Origin of the sequence: Virgisporangium aliadipatigenens (assembly GCF_016863615.1) — a bacterium.
Taxonomy (GTDB): Bacteria; Actinomycetota; Actinomycetes; order Mycobacteriales; family Micromonosporaceae; genus Virgisporangium; species Virgisporangium aliadipatigenens.
The window spans coordinates 192449-207626 of record NZ_BOPF01000013.1 but is presented as its reverse complement, the minus strand read 5'-3'; the positions used below and the strand labels follow the sequence as shown (position 1 = coordinate 207626).

Annotated in this window: 16 protein-coding genes and 1 tRNA gene; 14 read left to right on the top strand and 3 right to left on the bottom strand. The window is 72.4% G+C overall.

Annotated elements, in window-relative coordinates; genetic code table 11:
* Positions 1-362 precede the first annotated feature (362 nt).
* The 3 genes from Val02_RS19705 (at position 363) to Val02_RS19695 (ending at position 2100) form a co-directional block, all read left to right on the top strand.
* Positions 363-962 (top strand): TetR/AcrR family transcriptional regulator, encoded by a 600-nt coding sequence (locus tag Val02_RS19705; RefSeq protein WP_203900582.1) that lies wholly within the window; start codon positions 363-365, stop codon positions 960-962.
* Between the two features lie 707 nt (positions 963-1669).
* Complete coding sequence (locus Val02_RS19700; RefSeq protein ID WP_203900581.1) at positions 1670-1882, top strand: hypothetical protein; 213 nt, start codon at positions 1670-1672, stop codon at positions 1880-1882.
* 32 nt (positions 1883-1914) lie between these two features.
* Positions 1915-2100 (top strand): type II toxin-antitoxin system HicA family toxin, encoded by a 186-nt coding sequence (locus Val02_RS19695; RefSeq protein WP_239153187.1) that lies wholly within the window; start codon positions 1915-1917, stop codon positions 2098-2100.
* 21 nt (positions 2101-2121) lie between these two features.
* Here the strand turns inward: Val02_RS19695 and Val02_RS19690 are convergent.
* Together Val02_RS19690 and Val02_RS19685 are read right to left on the bottom strand one after the other, a co-directional pair.
* Positions 2122-2195, bottom strand: a tRNA-Ile gene (locus tag Val02_RS19690).
* A gap of 244 nt (positions 2196-2439) precedes the next feature.
* A complete protein-coding gene (locus Val02_RS19685; protein WP_203900579.1) occupies positions 2440-3975 on the bottom strand; it encodes a S1C family serine protease in 1536 nt (511 codons plus the stop codon).
* Positions 3976-4141: 166 nt separating this feature from the next.
* Here Val02_RS19685 and Val02_RS19680 point away from each other — a divergent pair, with 166 nt between their 5' ends.
* From Val02_RS19680 to Val02_RS19630, 11 genes are all read left to right on the top strand, one after another.
* On the top strand, positions 4142-4858 hold the full coding sequence (locus Val02_RS19680) for a response regulator transcription factor (RefSeq protein WP_203900578.1): 717 nt from the start codon (positions 4142-4144) through the stop codon (positions 4856-4858).
* Complete coding sequence (locus Val02_RS19675) at positions 4855-6363, top strand: sensor histidine kinase (RefSeq protein ID WP_203900577.1); 1509 nt, start codon at positions 4855-4857, stop codon at positions 6361-6363. Before Val02_RS19680 ends, Val02_RS19675 begins: the two co-directional genes overlap by 4 nt.
* Positions 6364-6411: 48 nt before the next feature.
* Complete coding sequence (locus Val02_RS19670) at positions 6412-6747, top strand: hypothetical protein (protein WP_203900576.1); 336 nt, start codon at positions 6412-6414, stop codon at positions 6745-6747.
* Between the two features lie 157 nt (positions 6748-6904).
* A complete protein-coding gene (locus tag Val02_RS19665) occupies positions 6905-8446 on the top strand; it encodes an HAD-IIIA family hydrolase (RefSeq protein WP_239153186.1) in 1542 nt (513 codons plus the stop codon).
* The gene (locus Val02_RS19660) at positions 8443-9384 is read left to right on the top strand and encodes a glycosyltransferase (RefSeq protein WP_203900575.1); all 942 of its coding nucleotides are present in this window, start codon (positions 8443-8445) and stop codon (positions 9382-9384) included. Before Val02_RS19665 ends, Val02_RS19660 begins: the two co-directional genes overlap by 4 nt.
* Complete coding sequence (locus tag Val02_RS19655; RefSeq protein WP_203900574.1) at positions 9381-10604, top strand: glycosyltransferase; 1224 nt, start codon at positions 9381-9383, stop codon at positions 10602-10604. Before Val02_RS19660 ends, Val02_RS19655 begins: the two co-directional genes overlap by 4 nt.
* 116 nt (positions 10605-10720) lie before the next feature.
* A complete protein-coding gene (locus tag Val02_RS19650) occupies positions 10721-11236 on the top strand; it encodes a D-sedoheptulose-7-phosphate isomerase (RefSeq protein WP_203900656.1) in 516 nt (171 codons plus the stop codon).
* Positions 11233-12147 carry a bifunctional heptose 7-phosphate kinase/heptose 1-phosphate adenyltransferase gene (locus tag Val02_RS19645; protein WP_203900573.1) on the top strand — a complete coding sequence of 305 codons (915 nt, stop codon included), beginning with the start codon at positions 11233-11235 and terminating at the stop codon, positions 12145-12147. The genes Val02_RS19650 and Val02_RS19645 overlap by 4 nt, the downstream gene beginning before the upstream one ends.
* Entirely contained in the window at positions 12140-12826 is a 687-nt protein-coding gene (locus Val02_RS19640) for an SDR family oxidoreductase (protein ID WP_203900572.1), read from the top strand. Before Val02_RS19645 ends, Val02_RS19640 begins: the two co-directional genes overlap by 8 nt.
* Positions 12823-13728, top strand: coding sequence for a glycosyltransferase family 9 protein (locus Val02_RS19635; RefSeq protein ID WP_203900571.1), 906 nt, complete (start codon positions 12823-12825; stop codon positions 13726-13728). Before Val02_RS19640 ends, Val02_RS19635 begins: the two co-directional genes overlap by 4 nt.
* The gene (locus Val02_RS19630; RefSeq protein WP_203900570.1) at positions 13709-14686 is read left to right on the top strand and encodes a DNA topoisomerase IB; all 978 of its coding nucleotides are present in this window, start codon (positions 13709-13711) and stop codon (positions 14684-14686) included. The genes Val02_RS19635 and Val02_RS19630 overlap by 20 nt, the downstream gene beginning before the upstream one ends.
* On the opposite strand, the gene Val02_RS19625 is transcribed toward Val02_RS19630, so the two are convergent.
* Positions 14683-15159, bottom strand: a complete 477-nt coding sequence (locus Val02_RS19625) for an NUDIX domain-containing protein (protein ID WP_203900569.1) — start codon at positions 15157-15159, stop codon at positions 14683-14685. The two genes, Val02_RS19630 and Val02_RS19625, sit on opposite strands and share 4 nt — an antisense overlap.
* Positions 15160-15178 lie beyond the last annotated feature (19 nt).

The window sequence follows — 15178 nt, the reverse complement described above, 5'->3', positions numbered from 1 at the left end:
GGTTCGGGGGCGGGTCGACGTCCAGCGCTTGGGGATTGTGGCGCCGGGCGGGCCGGTGCTTCTCGCAGTAGGCGCCGGGCTACCAATCCGTGCCCGGCGTGCCGTGCGTCATCCCGACGAGCGAAATCGGGCAATGACGTGTTCGGCGCCGATTTCGTCCGCGACGGCCCGCGTCTTGCCGACGAACGACCGACGACGACCCGATGCCCGTGTCGGTGCAACTGACGGACGCCGGCGCGCCGATTCCGTCACAGGCACCGGTGATCACGATGATCTTAGACACATCTGACAGTCTACGACGTTTATGTCAATGGCTGTCAAGTAGGGCAACCCATAAATCGGGAGCTAGGATCGGGGGCGTCATGAGCGACCAGCAGCCCACGGTGCGCGAACGCAGCCGCCGCGCCGTACAGCGGGAGATCGCCGAGGTCGCGCTCGGGCTTTTCGTCGAACATGGATACGACGCCACCACGACCGAGGGCATCGCGGCGGCCGCGGGCATGTCCCAGCGCACCGTGTACCGCTACTTCGCCACCAAGGACGAAATCCTCATCGGCAAGGTCGACCTGGTCGTCGCCGACATGCTCGACGCTCTGCGCGCACGCCCGGCCGACGAACCCGTATGGACGTCACTGCGCCGCACCTTCGACGTCTTCGGCGTTCCCTACCACCCGGAATACGCCGCGGCCATCGTCCGGCTGGTCTTCGACACGCCCACACTCCTGGCCGCGTACCTCGAGAAGCTGCAACGCGCCCAGGACTCCGTCGTCGCCGTCCTGCAGGAAAGGGCGGTTGCGGCCCGGCGTCCCTACGCCGCCGATGACCCCACGCCGCGCGCGCTCACGGCTGCGGCGTTCGGGTGCCTCATCGCAGCGCACCACTCCTGGCTGGCCTCCGGTCCCGAAGGCCCCTTCGACGACGCCGTCGACCGGGCCATGGCCACCATCCAGCCGCAGACCTGACGTCGAACGTCCGTCTTCGACGAGAGTCGCCACGGTGACGGATATCGCCCGTTCGGAGTTCCTCATGCCGGGTGGAACCAGGTGGCCACGCGAGTCCCGCACCACCGCGCCTGGAGCTCGCATTTGAACGGTCAAGCGTGCGGGTGGCGCGAACATGGAACGGTTGCCTTCACTGGGCCGCTGGTTGTGGGGATTGCCCTGGCGCTGTTCTGCTGTCGGCGCCTCGGTTCCGTGGGCACCAGGCGCTGACGTCGCACCCTCCGCACGGTGCGGCGGAGGTCGGCCGGATCGACGTGACCGTTCCATTTCGGCGCGTCGATCGAAGTCCCCATACGCCTGGCGCCGGGCGGTCGGCGTACTCCGACGCCAACCTCTTGACCCGTCGCGGTCATTCGCTCCAGGTCGTAGCCGCGGACACCGGCGGAACGCATGGCCACGATCGAGCAGTTCGTCGCTGGGATCCGGACGGCTGGCGACCGCCGAGCCGTGACCGACCGGCGGAGGGCGACCGCCGGAACGTGGGGTCTGGGGGTCGCCCCCAGGCAAACTCGGTGGGGTGGACGTTGCGCTGTGCGAATCGCGCCGTAATGGTGGTCTGGCCGGCGCTGCCGCGAGACCTTGTGCGGTGATCTCGTACGGCTGTTGTCGATGAGTCTCGCCTGGCAAACGCTGCGCGCTAGGATTCCGCCTCGCGCTATGGTGACGGCGTGGCGGAGTCTCGTGTCGTTACGGTGCCGGTGGTGGTCGAGCTTGACGAGGACGGCGTCTGGTGCGCCCATGCGCAGCTTCGACCAGGCGTGGGCGCGCACGGTGAGGGCGACACTGAAGAGGCCGCCCTCGAAGATCTCCGGGAGGCGCTGACCGCGCTCATCGAGGAGTTCGGTGTTCCGCGAGAGCTTTCGATCACCGTGGCCGCATAGTGCCGCCGGTTCCCTCTGTGCCAGGCGGACGCGTGGTTCGCGCACTCGAACGGCACGGGTTCAAGGTCGCACGGGTCGCGGGAAGTCATCACATCATGCGGCATCCGGATGGACGCGGTACAACGGTGCCTGTTCATGGCAATCGGGACGTTGCCAAGGGCACGCTGCGGGGCATCCTCAGCGACATCGGTATGACGATCGAGCAGCTTGATCCGTAGGTCATAGATCAAGCTGCCGCGTGGGGCGGGCGGGGCTCGAACCCGCGACCGAGGGATTATGAGTCCCCTGCTCTAACCTGCTGAGCTACCGCCCCCAAACGCCCCCGTCGTGCAGGAACGCCGCAGACATTCTGCCCTAACCACTCCCCGTGCCCCACCCCTTACCTCGACGCGACACCGCGCACCCGTAAAGACGGACATGCGGAACGCCCGGGCGCGGTCCGGCGACGCTGCCGTGCGCCCGGGCGTTCCTCCCGGAGGGTCATGCTCTGGTGTGTTGTCGGGTCGGTCGGCCGCTCCCGTGTCCCCTACGTTCGCGGCCGACCGACCCGCTACCCCTCACCCAGTGATGATCTTCTTGGCGACGTCCTGGGCCCGGTCCATCGGGATCGCGAACCCGAGACCGATGTTGCCGTTGGACTCGCCGGTGGTGGCGATGGCGGTGTTCATGCCGATGACCTGGCCGGCGGCGTTGACGAGCGGGCCGCCGGAGTTGCCGGGGTTGATCGCCGCGTCGGTCTGGAGCATGCCGTCGAGGTTTGAGTTGCGGCCCTCGACCTGGCGGTTGACCGCGGAGACGATGCCAGCGGAGACGCTGCCGTCGAGGCCGAGCGGGCTGCCGAACGCCAGCACCGGGTCGCCGACCCGCACGCTGCTGTCCTTGCCGAATTCTGCCGGGGTCAGGTTCGACGTGTCGGACACCTTGACGACGGCGACGTCCTGGGTGGTGTCGGCGCCGACGAGGGTGGCGGGCAGTTCGCGGCCGTCGGAGAAGTGCACGGTGATGCGGGTGGCGCCGTTGACCACGTGCGCGTTGGTCATGATGTTGCCATTTTTGTCCATGACCGAGCCGGATCCGGTGCCGCCGCCGTTGCGCAGCGTCACGTTGATGGAGACGACGCTCGGGGAGACCTTGGAGACGACGTCGGCCATCGAGCCGATCGGCGTGACGCTGGTCGAACCGCGGTTCGCCGTCACGGCCGGGGAGTCGGAGGTGAACTCGACGGCGGCGACGCCACCCGCGACGGCGCTGGTGAGCGTGAGCGCCAGAAGACCGGCGGCGATGCCGAGCCGCTTGCCCATCCCGCTGGGGCGCTGTGCCGGCTGGTACGGCGTGAACGGCGCCGCGGCACCGCCGTACGGAGCGCCGTAGGGGGAGCCGTACGGCGGACGGGCGTAGGGGACCGACGTCGTCGGGACGGCGCCGGTCGCGGGCTGCGGCGCGACGGCCGGGAAGCTCGCTGTGCCGCCCGGACGGCTCGGCACGTAGCTCGTCGGCGACGGGCCGAACGTCGTGGTCGACGAGCCGAAGCCGCCCGAGGAGGAGCCCCCGCCGGGCCCGCCCGAGCCGGCCGGGCCACCCGTCCCACCGGAGCCGCCGGGTGCCGGGGCCGGATAGCCCGACGACTGCGCGGGCGCCGCCCAGGGCGACCGCTCGCTGCCGGGGCCGGAGAAGGACGCGGTGTGCCCGGCGGAAGACCCGCCCGAAGCCTGCGCCCCGGCGCCGGCCGGCCGAGCCCCCGAAGGCGGCAAAGACGTATCCGAGGTCGACAGCGACACCCCGGAGCCCGAAGAGGAGTGGACAGAAGGGTTGAAGGCGGCGGCAGCGGTGCCGGCCAACGCCGGGAACCGCGCCGGCGGCGCCACCGGATCCACCGACCGCTGCTCCGACGCGGCGGTGTCCGGCCACGCCGGCATCGCGTCGCGGTCGTTCGGGGCGTCCGCTGCCGTGCGCTGTTGCGTGAGCGGCGGGAACCCGGGGCTCTGCCGGTCGTCGGCGGTGCGCGGCGCGTTGGCCGGTGCCGTCTGCGGGGTCGCGGCAGCCGGCCAGTGGGGTTGCTGGCGGTCCGACCGGGCGTACTCGCGATCTGTCATGCCACTCAAGGTGCCAAGCCAGAATGGGAACGCCCTGGGGCCTAGCTGGGAGTCTCCTGTGACCTACCTCGCGGGTTTCTCACAGGAAGTTCCCAGGCGGCTCGCAGCGAAGCTGGCTACCGGGCCGGCATATTAAAGAGGTAACCAGGGCTGAAGGGGCACGACGATGACCGACACCACCACCGGCACCACGCGACGGCTGCTCGTGGTCGACGACGAGCCGGACATCGTGGAGCTGCTGTCGGCCAGTCTGCGCTACGCCGGCTTCGAGGTCGCCGGGGCGACCAGCGGGCGGCAGGCGCTGACCGAGGCGCGCCGGTTCCGGCCGGATCTCATCGTGCTCGACGTGATGATGCCGGACCTCGACGGGTTCGAGGTGGTGCGGCGGTTGCGGGGGGACGGGGGCCGGACGCCGGTGCTCTTCCTGACCGCGCGCGACGCCACCGAGGACAAGATCCACGGGCTCACGCTCGGCGGCGACGACTACGTGACGAAGCCGTTCAGCCTGGCCGAGGTGATCGCGCGGATCCAGGCGGTGCTGCGCCGCGTCGAGGAGCGCACGGGCGGCGAGGCCAAGGGGGCCCGCATCTCGTTCGCCGACGTCGAACTGGACGCCGACACGCACGAGGTGTGGAAGGGGGGTCGTTCGGTGCCGCTGTCGCCGACGGAGTTCAAGCTGCTGCGCTACCTGATGGAGAACGCCGGCCGCGTCCTGTCCAAGGCGCAGATCCTCGACCACGTATGGCGCTACGACTTCGGCGGGGACGGAGGGGTGGTGGAGTCGTACGTGTCGTACCTGCGCAAGAAGATCGACACGACCCAGCCGCGTCTCATCCACACGCTGCGCGGCGTCGGCTACGTGATGCGCCAGCCGCGCACATGATCCGCACCCTGCGCGCCCTCCAGGACCGGGTGCCGCTGCGGGTGACGCTGGTGGCGGCGCTGCTCCTGCTGGTCACGATCGCACTCGGCGCCAGCGGCGCGACGGCCACGTACGTCCTGCGCGGCTACCTGATCTCCCGCCTCGACGCCCAGCTGTCGACCACCACCAACCAGGTGGCCGAGACGATCAGGAAGCAGCAGCAGAACAACAGCTACAGCTCGCGCACCCCGGCGACCATCCCGATTCCGGTGACGCGTGGCACGACGAGCGCGTTCCTCTGGATAGGCGACGCCGCGGGCAATGTGCTCAACACCAACATCGACCCGCCCAACAACGAGGAGAACCAGGGCGAGCCGGACACCAAGGCCCGCACCCTGGCGTACGCCGAGAAGCTGGCGGGTCAGCCGATCACGGTGCGTCCCGAGGACGGCAGGGGCTTCCGCTGGCGGGTGCTGATGACCGTCGCCGGGCCGGACCTGGTGATCATCGTGGCGCTGACGCAGGAGGACGTCGACGACACGATGCCGCAGCTGACCAACACGCTGTTCGCCGTGGACGGGTTGGTGCTGGCGGCGCTGGCGGTGATCGGTTACCTGGTGGTGCACACGATGCTGCGCCGGCTGACGCTGGTCGAACGGGCGGCACAGGCGATCGCCGCCGGCGACCTGACCCGGCGCGCCCCACCGGCACATCCCGATACCGAGGTCGGCCGGCTCTCAGCGGCGTTCAACTACATGGTCTCCCAGATCGAGATGGCCTTCAGCGCCCGCGCGGCGAGCGAGTACGAGGCACGCAAGTCGGAGGCGCGGATGCGGCGCTTCGCCGCGGACGCCAGCCACGAACTGCGCACCCCGCTCACCGCCATCCGCGGCTTCGCCGAGCTGTACCGGCAGGGCGGCGGCGACCCGGCGCACATCATCGGCCGCATCGAGCACAACGCGACCCGCATGGGCGTGCTCGTCGACGACCTGCTGCTGCTCGCCCGGCTGGACCAGCAGCGGCCGCTGGAGATGGCGCCGGTGGACCTGCTGTCGCTGGCGGCCGAGGCGGTGCACGACACGTCGGCGACGGTCACCGATCACCGGGTGGAGCTGCGGGCGCTCGCCGAGGAACCGCCGCTCGTGCTCGGTGACGAGTCGCGGCTGCGCCAGGTCGTCGGCAACCTGGTGAGCAACGCCGTGCGGCACACGCCGGCGGGCACGGAGGTGACGGTCACCGTGGACACGGCCGGCGGTTCGGCGATGCTTGTCGTCGCGGACACCGGTCCCGGCCTCGCGCCGCAGGACGCCGCCCGGGTCTTCGAACGCTTCTTCCGCACCGACCCCGCCCGCACCCGCACGCTGGGCGGCAGCGGCCTGGGCCTGTCGATCGTGCAGGCCCTGGTGGAGGCGCACGGCGGCGAGGTGTGGCTGGACACGGCGCCGGGCGAGGGGGCGCGGTTCATGGTGCGGCTGCCGCTGTTCCAGCCTCCCCACGAGATCTCCACAGAACCCGCAGAGTCCTGACAGCGAGGTCTAAGGAAGCATTCAGCTTCGGTTGCGGTAATAGATCCCATGACGAGGAACGTGACGGTGCAGGGCGGCGACGATCTCGTTTCCGCGGAGCTCGCGGCGACCCTGCCGCATTCGTGGCGGGTCAGCCGCAGGGGGTTCGCCGATGCCATCGTGCTGGTGCGGCCGAGCAGTGAACGGGTGCGGCGCACCCGGGCGGAGTACCCGGCCACCCCGATCCTGGTGCTGATGGACGCGGCGGCGCCGGCCTCCGACGTGGTCGCGCTGCTCGACGCGGGGGCCAACGCCTGCGTGCGCGACACCCGCCCGGACCTGATCGGCGACGAGCTGCGGGTGATCAACGGAAACCGTCCGCGTCGGCTCGTGGGTGCCGCATAACCGCAGGTCAGGTGCCCTAATTCACTCGGCGGGGCATGATCAGCGACTTTTGTTTACGGGCACTTCTCCCGGGTAGTCGGGCCGGCATCGGACCCGCCGCCACGCAGGCGTGCGGGTACCGGTGTGGTCCCGAGCAGTTCACCCGGAGGAGGCGTGCGTGCGGCAGGCACTGCGGTTCGGAGCGGTACTCCTCGATCGGGACGGCACGCTTGTGCACGACGTTCCGTACAACGGGGATCCCGCTCTGGTCCGGCCGGTGCCGGGTGCGCGCGAGGCGCTGGACCGGCTGCGCGCCGCGGGACTCAAGCTCGCCGTGGTCAGCAACCAGTCGGGTGTCGCGCGCGGGCTGATCACGCCGCGGCAGGTCGAGGCGGTCAACGCGCGGGTCGAGGAGCTGCTGGGGCCGTTCGACGCCTGGGTGTGGTGCCCGCACGCCGCGGAGGACCGCTGCGCGTGCCGCAAGCCGCGGCCCGGCATGGTGCTGGAGGCCGCGCGCCGGCTCGGCGTGGCGCCCCGCGACTGTGTGCTGGTCGGCGACATCGGTGCGGACGTGGAGGCGGCCCTCGCGGCCGGTGCCGCGCCCGTTCTGGTCCCGACAGCGGCCACGTTGCCCGCCGAGGTCGACGCCGCCCCGATCGTCGCCCCCGACCTTCCTTCCGCTCTTTCGGTCGAACGCCTTCAGCAGCCCCACCCCGTCCCCCGTGGGCGCGTTCTGGTGGCCCGCACGGACGCCACCGGCGACGTCATCGTCACGGGGCCGGCGATCCGTGCGGTGGCCGAACACGCCTCGCACGTCACGCTGATGTGCGGTCCCCGCGGGCGGGCCGCCGCCGAACTGCTGCCGGGCGTCGACGACCTGTTCGAGTGGCGGGTGCCGTGGATCGATCCGGACGGCGTCGTCGACCGCTCCGACGTGGCGCGCGTGGTCGACCTGGTGGCCGCCGGCGGGTTCGACGAGGCGGTCGTGTTCACGTCGTTCCACCAGTCCGCGCTGCCGCTGGCGCTGCTGCTGCGCATGGCCGGCGTGCCGCGCGTGTCGGCGCACTCGACGGACTATCCGGGTGCGCTGCTGGACGTGCGGGTGACCCGCGACGACGACGTTCCCGAGGCGGAGCGTGCGCTGGGGTTGGCCGCGGACGCGGGTTTCCCGCTGCCGGCGTGGGACGACGGACGGCTGCGGCTGCGGCCGGACCTGCCCGAGCCCGCGGTGCCGCTGCCGGCGTCGTACGTGGTGGTGCACCCCGGCGCGAGTGTGCCGGCCCGCGCCTGCCCGCCCGAACGGATGCGTGCGCACGTCGCGGCCCTCGTCGCCGCCGGCCGTCAGGTCCTGGTCACCGGCGGGCCGGACGAGAAGGCGCTGACGGCGTTCGTGGCGGAGGCGGGTGGCGAGGATCTCGGCGGGCGCACCGGACTGGCCGAACTGGCCGGTGTGCTGCGCCACGCGGACGCCGTCGTGGTGGCCAACACCGGCCCGGCCCATCTCGCCGCCGCGGTCGGTACGCCGGTGGTGAGCCTGTTCGCGCCGACGGTGCCGTGGCAGCGGTGGCGGCCGTTCGGGGTGCCGACCGCGCGCCTGGGCGATCAGTCCGCCGCTTGCCGGAGCACACGGGCGACGGCGTGCCCGGTCCCGGGCCACCCATGCCTGTCCACAGTGGACTCCCAGGCGGTCGTTGCGGCGGTGGCCGAGGTCGGCCGATGAACATCCTGTTCTGGCACGTGCACGGCGCCTGGGCGACCGCGTTCGTCCACGGTGGACACACGTACCTGGTGCCGGTCAACGCCGAGCGGGACGCGGACGGCCTCGGCCGCGCCCGCACGTACCCCTGGCCGGAGAACGCCGTCGAGGTGACGCCCGAGCGACTGTCCACCATGGACGTCGACGTGGCGGTGCTGCAGCGGCCGCACGAGTACGAGCTGATGCGCCGCTGGCTCGGCGGGCGCCGCGTGCCCGTGGTGTACGTCGAGCACAACACGCCCAAGGACGGCGCCGTTCCGCTGAGTCGCCACCCGATGGCCGACCGGGACGACGTGACGCTGGTGCACGTGACCCACTTCAACCGGCTCTTCTGGGACGCCGGCGGCACCCGCACGACGGTCATCGAGCACGGCATCCCCGATCCGGGTGTGCGCTGGACCGGCGAGCTGTCCCGGATCGCCGTCGCCATCAACGAACCCGTGCGCCGCGGCCGGGTCACCGGCACCGACCTCCTGGCAGCTTTCACAGACGCGGCGCCGCTTGACCTGTTCGGCATGGGGGTAGCCGAACTGGCGTCGGATCGCATCGCGGCGCACGAGGACCCGCCCCAGGCGGATCTGCACCGCGAGATGGCCCGGCGCCGCCTCTACCTCCACCCGCATCGATGGACATCACTGGGGCTTTCCCTGTTGGAGGCGATGACGATCGGAATGCCGGTGGTCGTGCTGGCCACGACCGAAGCGGTCCGCGCGGTCCCGCCCGAAGCCGGCGCGATCTCGACGGACCCCGACGAACTGCTCGACGCGACCCGATGGCTGATGCGCGACGACGAGGCGGCCCGCAGGTGCGGTGCCGTCGCCCGGGAGGCGGCCCTGCGCCGCTACGGGCTCGCGCGCTTCCTGTCCGACTGGGACGCCCTGCTGAAGGAGGTGATCTCGTGAGGATCGCAATGGTGTCCGAACATGCCAGCCCGCTCGCGACGTTGGGCGGTGTGGACGCCGGCGGCCAGAACACACACGTGGCCGAACTGGCCCGCGCCGTCGCCGCCCGCGGGCACGAGGTGCGCGTGTACACCAGACGCGAGGACCGGACCGCACCGTCCGAAGTGGACTTCGCGCCGGGTGTCGTGGTCGAGCACGTGCCGGCCGGGCCGCCCCGCGTCCTGCCGAAGGACGACCTCCTGCCGTTCATGGGTGACTTCGGGCGATGGCTCGAGAAGCGTTGGAGCGACGGCGATTTCCGGCCCGACGTGGTGCACGCGCACTTCTGGATGAGCGGCCTCGCGGCCCTCACCGCGACGGCCGGCGCGCGGGTTCCGGTCGTGGTGACGTTCCACGCGCTGGGCACGGTGAAGCGGCGGTACCAGGGCGCCAAGGACACCAGCCCGGAGGGGCGGGTCGGCCTCGAGCGCACCCTCGGCCGGCTCGCCGACCGGGTCATCGCCCAGTGCGCCGACGAGGTCGACGAACTGGCCCGGATGGGCATCGCCCGCAACAACATCGTGGTCGCACCGTCCGGTGTGGACACCGAGACGTTCAGCCCGGCCGGGCCGACGATGCCGCGCCGGGAGGGGCTGCGCCGCGTGCTCAGCGTCGGCCGGCTCGTCGAGCGCAAGGGCTACGACGACCTCATCCGGGCACTGCGCCGCGTTCCCGACACCGAACTCGTCATCGCCGGCGGCCCGCCCGCCGAGAAGCTGGACGGCGACCCGGAGGCGCAGCGGCTGCGCGCCGTCGCCGCCAAGGCCGGCGTCGGGGACCGCCTGGTACTGCTGGGATCCGTGCCGAGCGCGGACATGCCGGCCTGGTACCGCTCGGCCGACGTCGTGTGCTGCCCGCCGTGGTACGAGCCGTTCGGGCTGACGCCGTTGGAGGCGATGGCGTGCGGGGTGCCGGTCGTGACCTACGCCGTCGGCGGGCTCGCCGAGAGCGTCATCGACGGCGTCACCGGCCTGCACGTGCCGCCCCGTGACGTGCGGGCGCTCGCCGTGGCGCTGCGTTCCGTGCTGCAGGACGAGGTGCGGCGGATGAGCTTCGCGAGCGCGGCCGTCGACCGGGTCCGTTCCCGCTACACCTGGGACCGCGCCGCGCTCGACGTCGGGCGGGTCTACGCGTCGGTCGCCGGGCTGGAGACCGACACGCTCACGGAGGTTCCCGGATGACGATCCTGTCGAACGAGCCGGAGACGGAACTGGCGAAGCAGATCGCGCTCGACGCGGTCTGGCGCCGCTCGGCCGTCGAGGCGCACCTGGACCGGCACGCCGAGGCGGTCGAACTGATGCGTGCCGAGACGCCCCGGCTCGTCCGGTGGGGCGAGCACCTCGCCCGGGTCCTGGTCGGCGGCGGTCGGCTGCTGGTGGCCGGCAACGGGGGCAGTGCCGCCGAGGCGCAGCACCTGACGTCCGAACTCGTCGGCAAGATGCGCGACGACCGGATGGCGCTGTCGGCGATCGCGCTGTCGGCCGAGTCGTCCAGCGTCACCGCGATCGGCAACGACTACGGCTACGAACGGGTCTTCGCCCGCCAGGTGGAGGCCCACGGCCGCCCCGGCGACGTGCTGATCCTGCTGTCGACGAGCGGTCGCAGTCCCAATCTGCTGTGCGCCGCCGAAACGGCCCGCGAGCGCGGCGTCACGAGCTGGGCGCTCACCGGCGCGCTGCCGAACCCGCTCGCGATGCGCTGCGACGACGTGCTCGCGGTGCCGGCCGATTCGGCCACCGTTCAGGAACTGCATCTGGTCTCGGTGCACCTGCTGTGTGCGCAGATCGACGCGGCACTGGCACCGGCGCGATGAGGACGCTGGTCGTCGTCGGGGACCTGTTGCTGGACCGGGAGATCGTGGGCACGGCCGACCGGCTCTGCCCCGAGGCGCCGGTTCCGGTTCTGGTCGAACGCGGCACGCACGACCGGCCCGGCGGTGCCGGACTGGCGGCGCTGTTCGCGGTCGGGACGGGTCGCTTCGACGAGGTGGTGCTGGTGTGCGGGCTCGCTCCGGACGCCGGCGGCCGGACGCTGCGGGCGCTGCTGACCGACGCGGGGGTACGCGTGGCGCCGATTCCCTACGACGGGTCGACCGTGGAGAAGGTGCGCCTGCGCGCGGGGGAGCAGCTGCTGCTGCGGCTCGACCGCGGCGAGAGCGGCGGCCGGCTCGGGAACGTTCCGGGGGCGGCCCGCGCGGCGCTGGAGTCGGCGGCCGCCATCCTGGTCAGCGACTACGGGCGGGGCGTCGCCGCGCATCCGGCGCTGCGGCCGCTGCTGGCCGGGTGCGCCGGGCGGGTACCGCTGGTGTGGGATCCGCATCCCAAGGGGCCGGCGCCGGTGCCGGGTGCCGCGCTGGTGACCCCGAACCGCGCCGAGGCCGCGCACTTCCTGCCCGCCGCCTCCACCGACGACGGGGACGGGTCGCGGAACGGCGGGCACACGGCGGAACGGCTGCGGCTCGCGTGGGACGCGCAGGCCGTCGCCGTCACGCTCGGCGCGGAGGGTGCCGTGCTCGCCGGCTCCGATCTGGATTCCGCCGAGACGATTCCCGCGCCGTACGCCGCCACCGGCGACCCGTGCGGTGCCGGTGACCGGTTCGCGGCCGAGGCCGTGTCGGCTCTCGCGCTCGGCAAGTCCACTGTGGACGCCGTCCGGGCGGCGGTCGACGCGGCCACCGATTACGTGGCCGAAGGCTCATTCCTCAAGGAGGATCTGAATGCGTAGTCCCGGAACGGTTCTGGTCACGGGAGGGGCGAGCGGGCTGGGTGCCGCCGTCGTGGCCGCCGTGAGCGAGGCGGGCGGGTCGCCGCTCGTGCTGGACCTGAAGCCGCCGGCCGACGATGTTCCGTACGTCGCCGTGGATCTCGCCGACAGCCGCGCCGCCGAGGAGGCGACCCGGGCGATCGCCGAACAGGTCGGCACGCTCGACGGCGTGGTCACCGCCGCCGGCATCGACGTGCCGGGCCGGCTGGAGGACGTTCCCGGCCCGGAGTGGGAACGGATCCTGGCCGTCAACCTGCTCGGCACCGCGGCGGTCGTGCGTGCCGCCGTGCCGCACCTGCGCCGTTCGCACGGAACGGTGGTGACGGTGGCCTCCACGCTCGGCGTCAAGGCGGTCAGCGACGCCACGGCGTACTGCGCGGCGAAGTTCGGCGTCGTCGGGTTCACCCGCGCGCTGGCGGCCGAACTGGCGGGCGAGGTCGGCGTGACGCTGCTGATCCCCGGCGGGATGAGCACGGCGTTCTTCGACAGCCGCGAGGAGCGCTACAGGCCCGGGCCGGACGCGATCCTCAACGACCCGGCGAACGTGGCGCAGACGGTGCTGTTCGCGCTCACCCAGCCGCCCGGCTGCGCGGTGCGCGAGATGGTGGTCTGCGCGGAACGGGAGACGTCCTACCCGTGACGCAGCCGGTCGTGCTGGTCCTGCGCGCGCTCGGGCTGGGTGACCTGCTGACCGGCGTGCCGGCGGTGCGCGCGGTGCGCCGGGCCTTTCCCGGGCACGCGCTCGTCCTGGCCACGCCGCCCGCGCTGGCGCCGCTGGTGTCGGCGATCGGCGGCGTCGACCGGCACCTGCCGACCGCCGCGTACGTGCGCGAACCGCCGTCCACAGTGGACTGGGACGGGCCGGTTGACGTGGCGGTCAACCTGCACGGCCGCGGCCCGCAGAGCCACGACGTGCTGCGCGCACTGCGCCCCGGCCGGCTGCTCGGGTTCGACCTGAAGGGTCCACAGTGGACGGACGGTGGGCCGACGGAGCACGAGGTACCGCGCTGGTGCCGGATGCTGCGGGCGTACGGCATCCCGGCCGACCCGGCGGACCTCGACCTCGGCACGTCGGCGGGCGAGCACGTCGTCGTGCACCCCGGCGCCAGCAGCACGGACCGGTGCTGGCCGGTCGAACGCTTCGCCGCCGTGGCCCGCGCGCTCAGCGACGACGGCCACCGGGTGCTGCTGACCGGCGGCCCGGACGAGCGGGAACGCGCGTTCGCCGTGGCCCTCGGCGCCGGCCTGCCCCCGGACGCGGTCCTCGCCGGCCGCACCGACGTGGGACAGCTCGCGGCGCTGGTCCGGCGCGCGGCGCTCGTGGTCTGCGGGGACACCGGCGTCGCGCACCTGGCCACCGCCTACCGCGCCCCGTCGGTCGTCCTCTTCGGACCGATGGACCCGGCGCGCTGGGGCCCGCCGCCGGAACGCCCGTGGCACCGGACGCTGTGGCACGGCCCGGGCGGGCTCGACACGATCACGGTCGACGAGGTGCTGGACGCGGCACGGGAGGCGGTGGGACATGCGGCTGCGGCGGGCTGACCCGTCCGGCCCCGGCTACGGCCGGCGCCGGCGCGGCAAGGGGTTCGGCTACGTCGACGCGAACGGCAGGCCGCTCACCGACCCCGACGAGTTGCAGCGCATCCGGGCGCTGGTCATCCCGCCGGCGTGGAAGGACGTGTGGATCTGTCCCGACCCGCGCGGGCACATCCAGGCGACCGGCACCGACGCGGCCGGCCGGCGCCAGTACCGGTACCACGACGTGTGGCGCACCAAGCGGGACGCGGCGAAGTTCGACCACGTGCTCGCCGTCGCCGAACGCCTGCCGGACCTGCGCAAGCACGTCGAGTCCGACCTGTCCGGGACGGGCTTCGGGCGGGAACGGGTGCTCGCCGCGGCCGTGCGGCTGCTCGACATCGGCGTGTTCCGCATCGGCGGCGAGGCGTACGCGGCCGCCGACGATCCCTCCGGTGCGGCCACCTACGGACTGGCCACGCTGCTGCGGGAACACGTGAACGTGCGCGGCGCGGCGATGGAGTTCCACTATCCCGCCAAGGGGAACATCGAACGCGTCCAGCGGCTCACCGACGCCGACGTCGCGAAGGTCCTCAAAGGACTGTTGAAGCGCGACAACGACGGCCCCGAACTGCTGGCCTACCGCACCGGCCGGCAGTGGCACGACGTTCGCAGCGCCGACATCAACGAGTACCTCAAGGAGCACAGCGGCGGCTGCGAGATCAGCGCCAAGGACTTCCGAACCTGGCACGCCACCGTGCTCGCCGCGACGAGTCTGGCGGGCCGCCCCGAACGCACGAAGACCGCCAAGCGCAAGGCGATCGCGGCGACCATGCGCGAGGTGGCCGAGTACCTCGGCAACACGCCCACCGTGGCGAAGGCGTCCTATGTGGACCCCCGGGTGGTCGACCTGTACAACTCCGGCACGACGGTGGACCCGGCCGCCGACCCCGAACGCGCGGTGCGCGACCTGCTGGCCGACTAGGGCGCCGGGTGACCCGCGTGCAGGTACGCGGGCGCACCGGCCTCCCGGGCGTCCAGCGCGCCGCGCATCCGCCGTTCGATGTGCGGGGGCAGGTAGGAGCCCAGCTCCGCCGGCGGCACGAACGCGAACCCGTCGAGCTCCGCCGCCTGCAGCACGATGCCGTCGCCGTCGGGCAGCACGCCGCCGTCGAAGACGAACCCGAACCAGCCCCGCCGTTCCGGGGTGGGCGGGAACCAGTCGATGACGAGCAGGCCGCCGACCGCCAGGGTCAGCCCGAGTTCCTCGGCGCACTCGCGGACACAGCCCGCGTGCGGGGACTCGTCGGCCTCCAGCACACCGCCGGGGACCCCCCAATGCGGACGGTAGTTGGGCTTGACGAGAAGGACCGCCCCGGCGGGGTCGGTGATGAGGGCCGCCGACGACGCGAGGAACGTCGGAAGGCTGGCATACCACTGCGCGGCATCCGTGGACACCGCGCAATGATATTGCCGT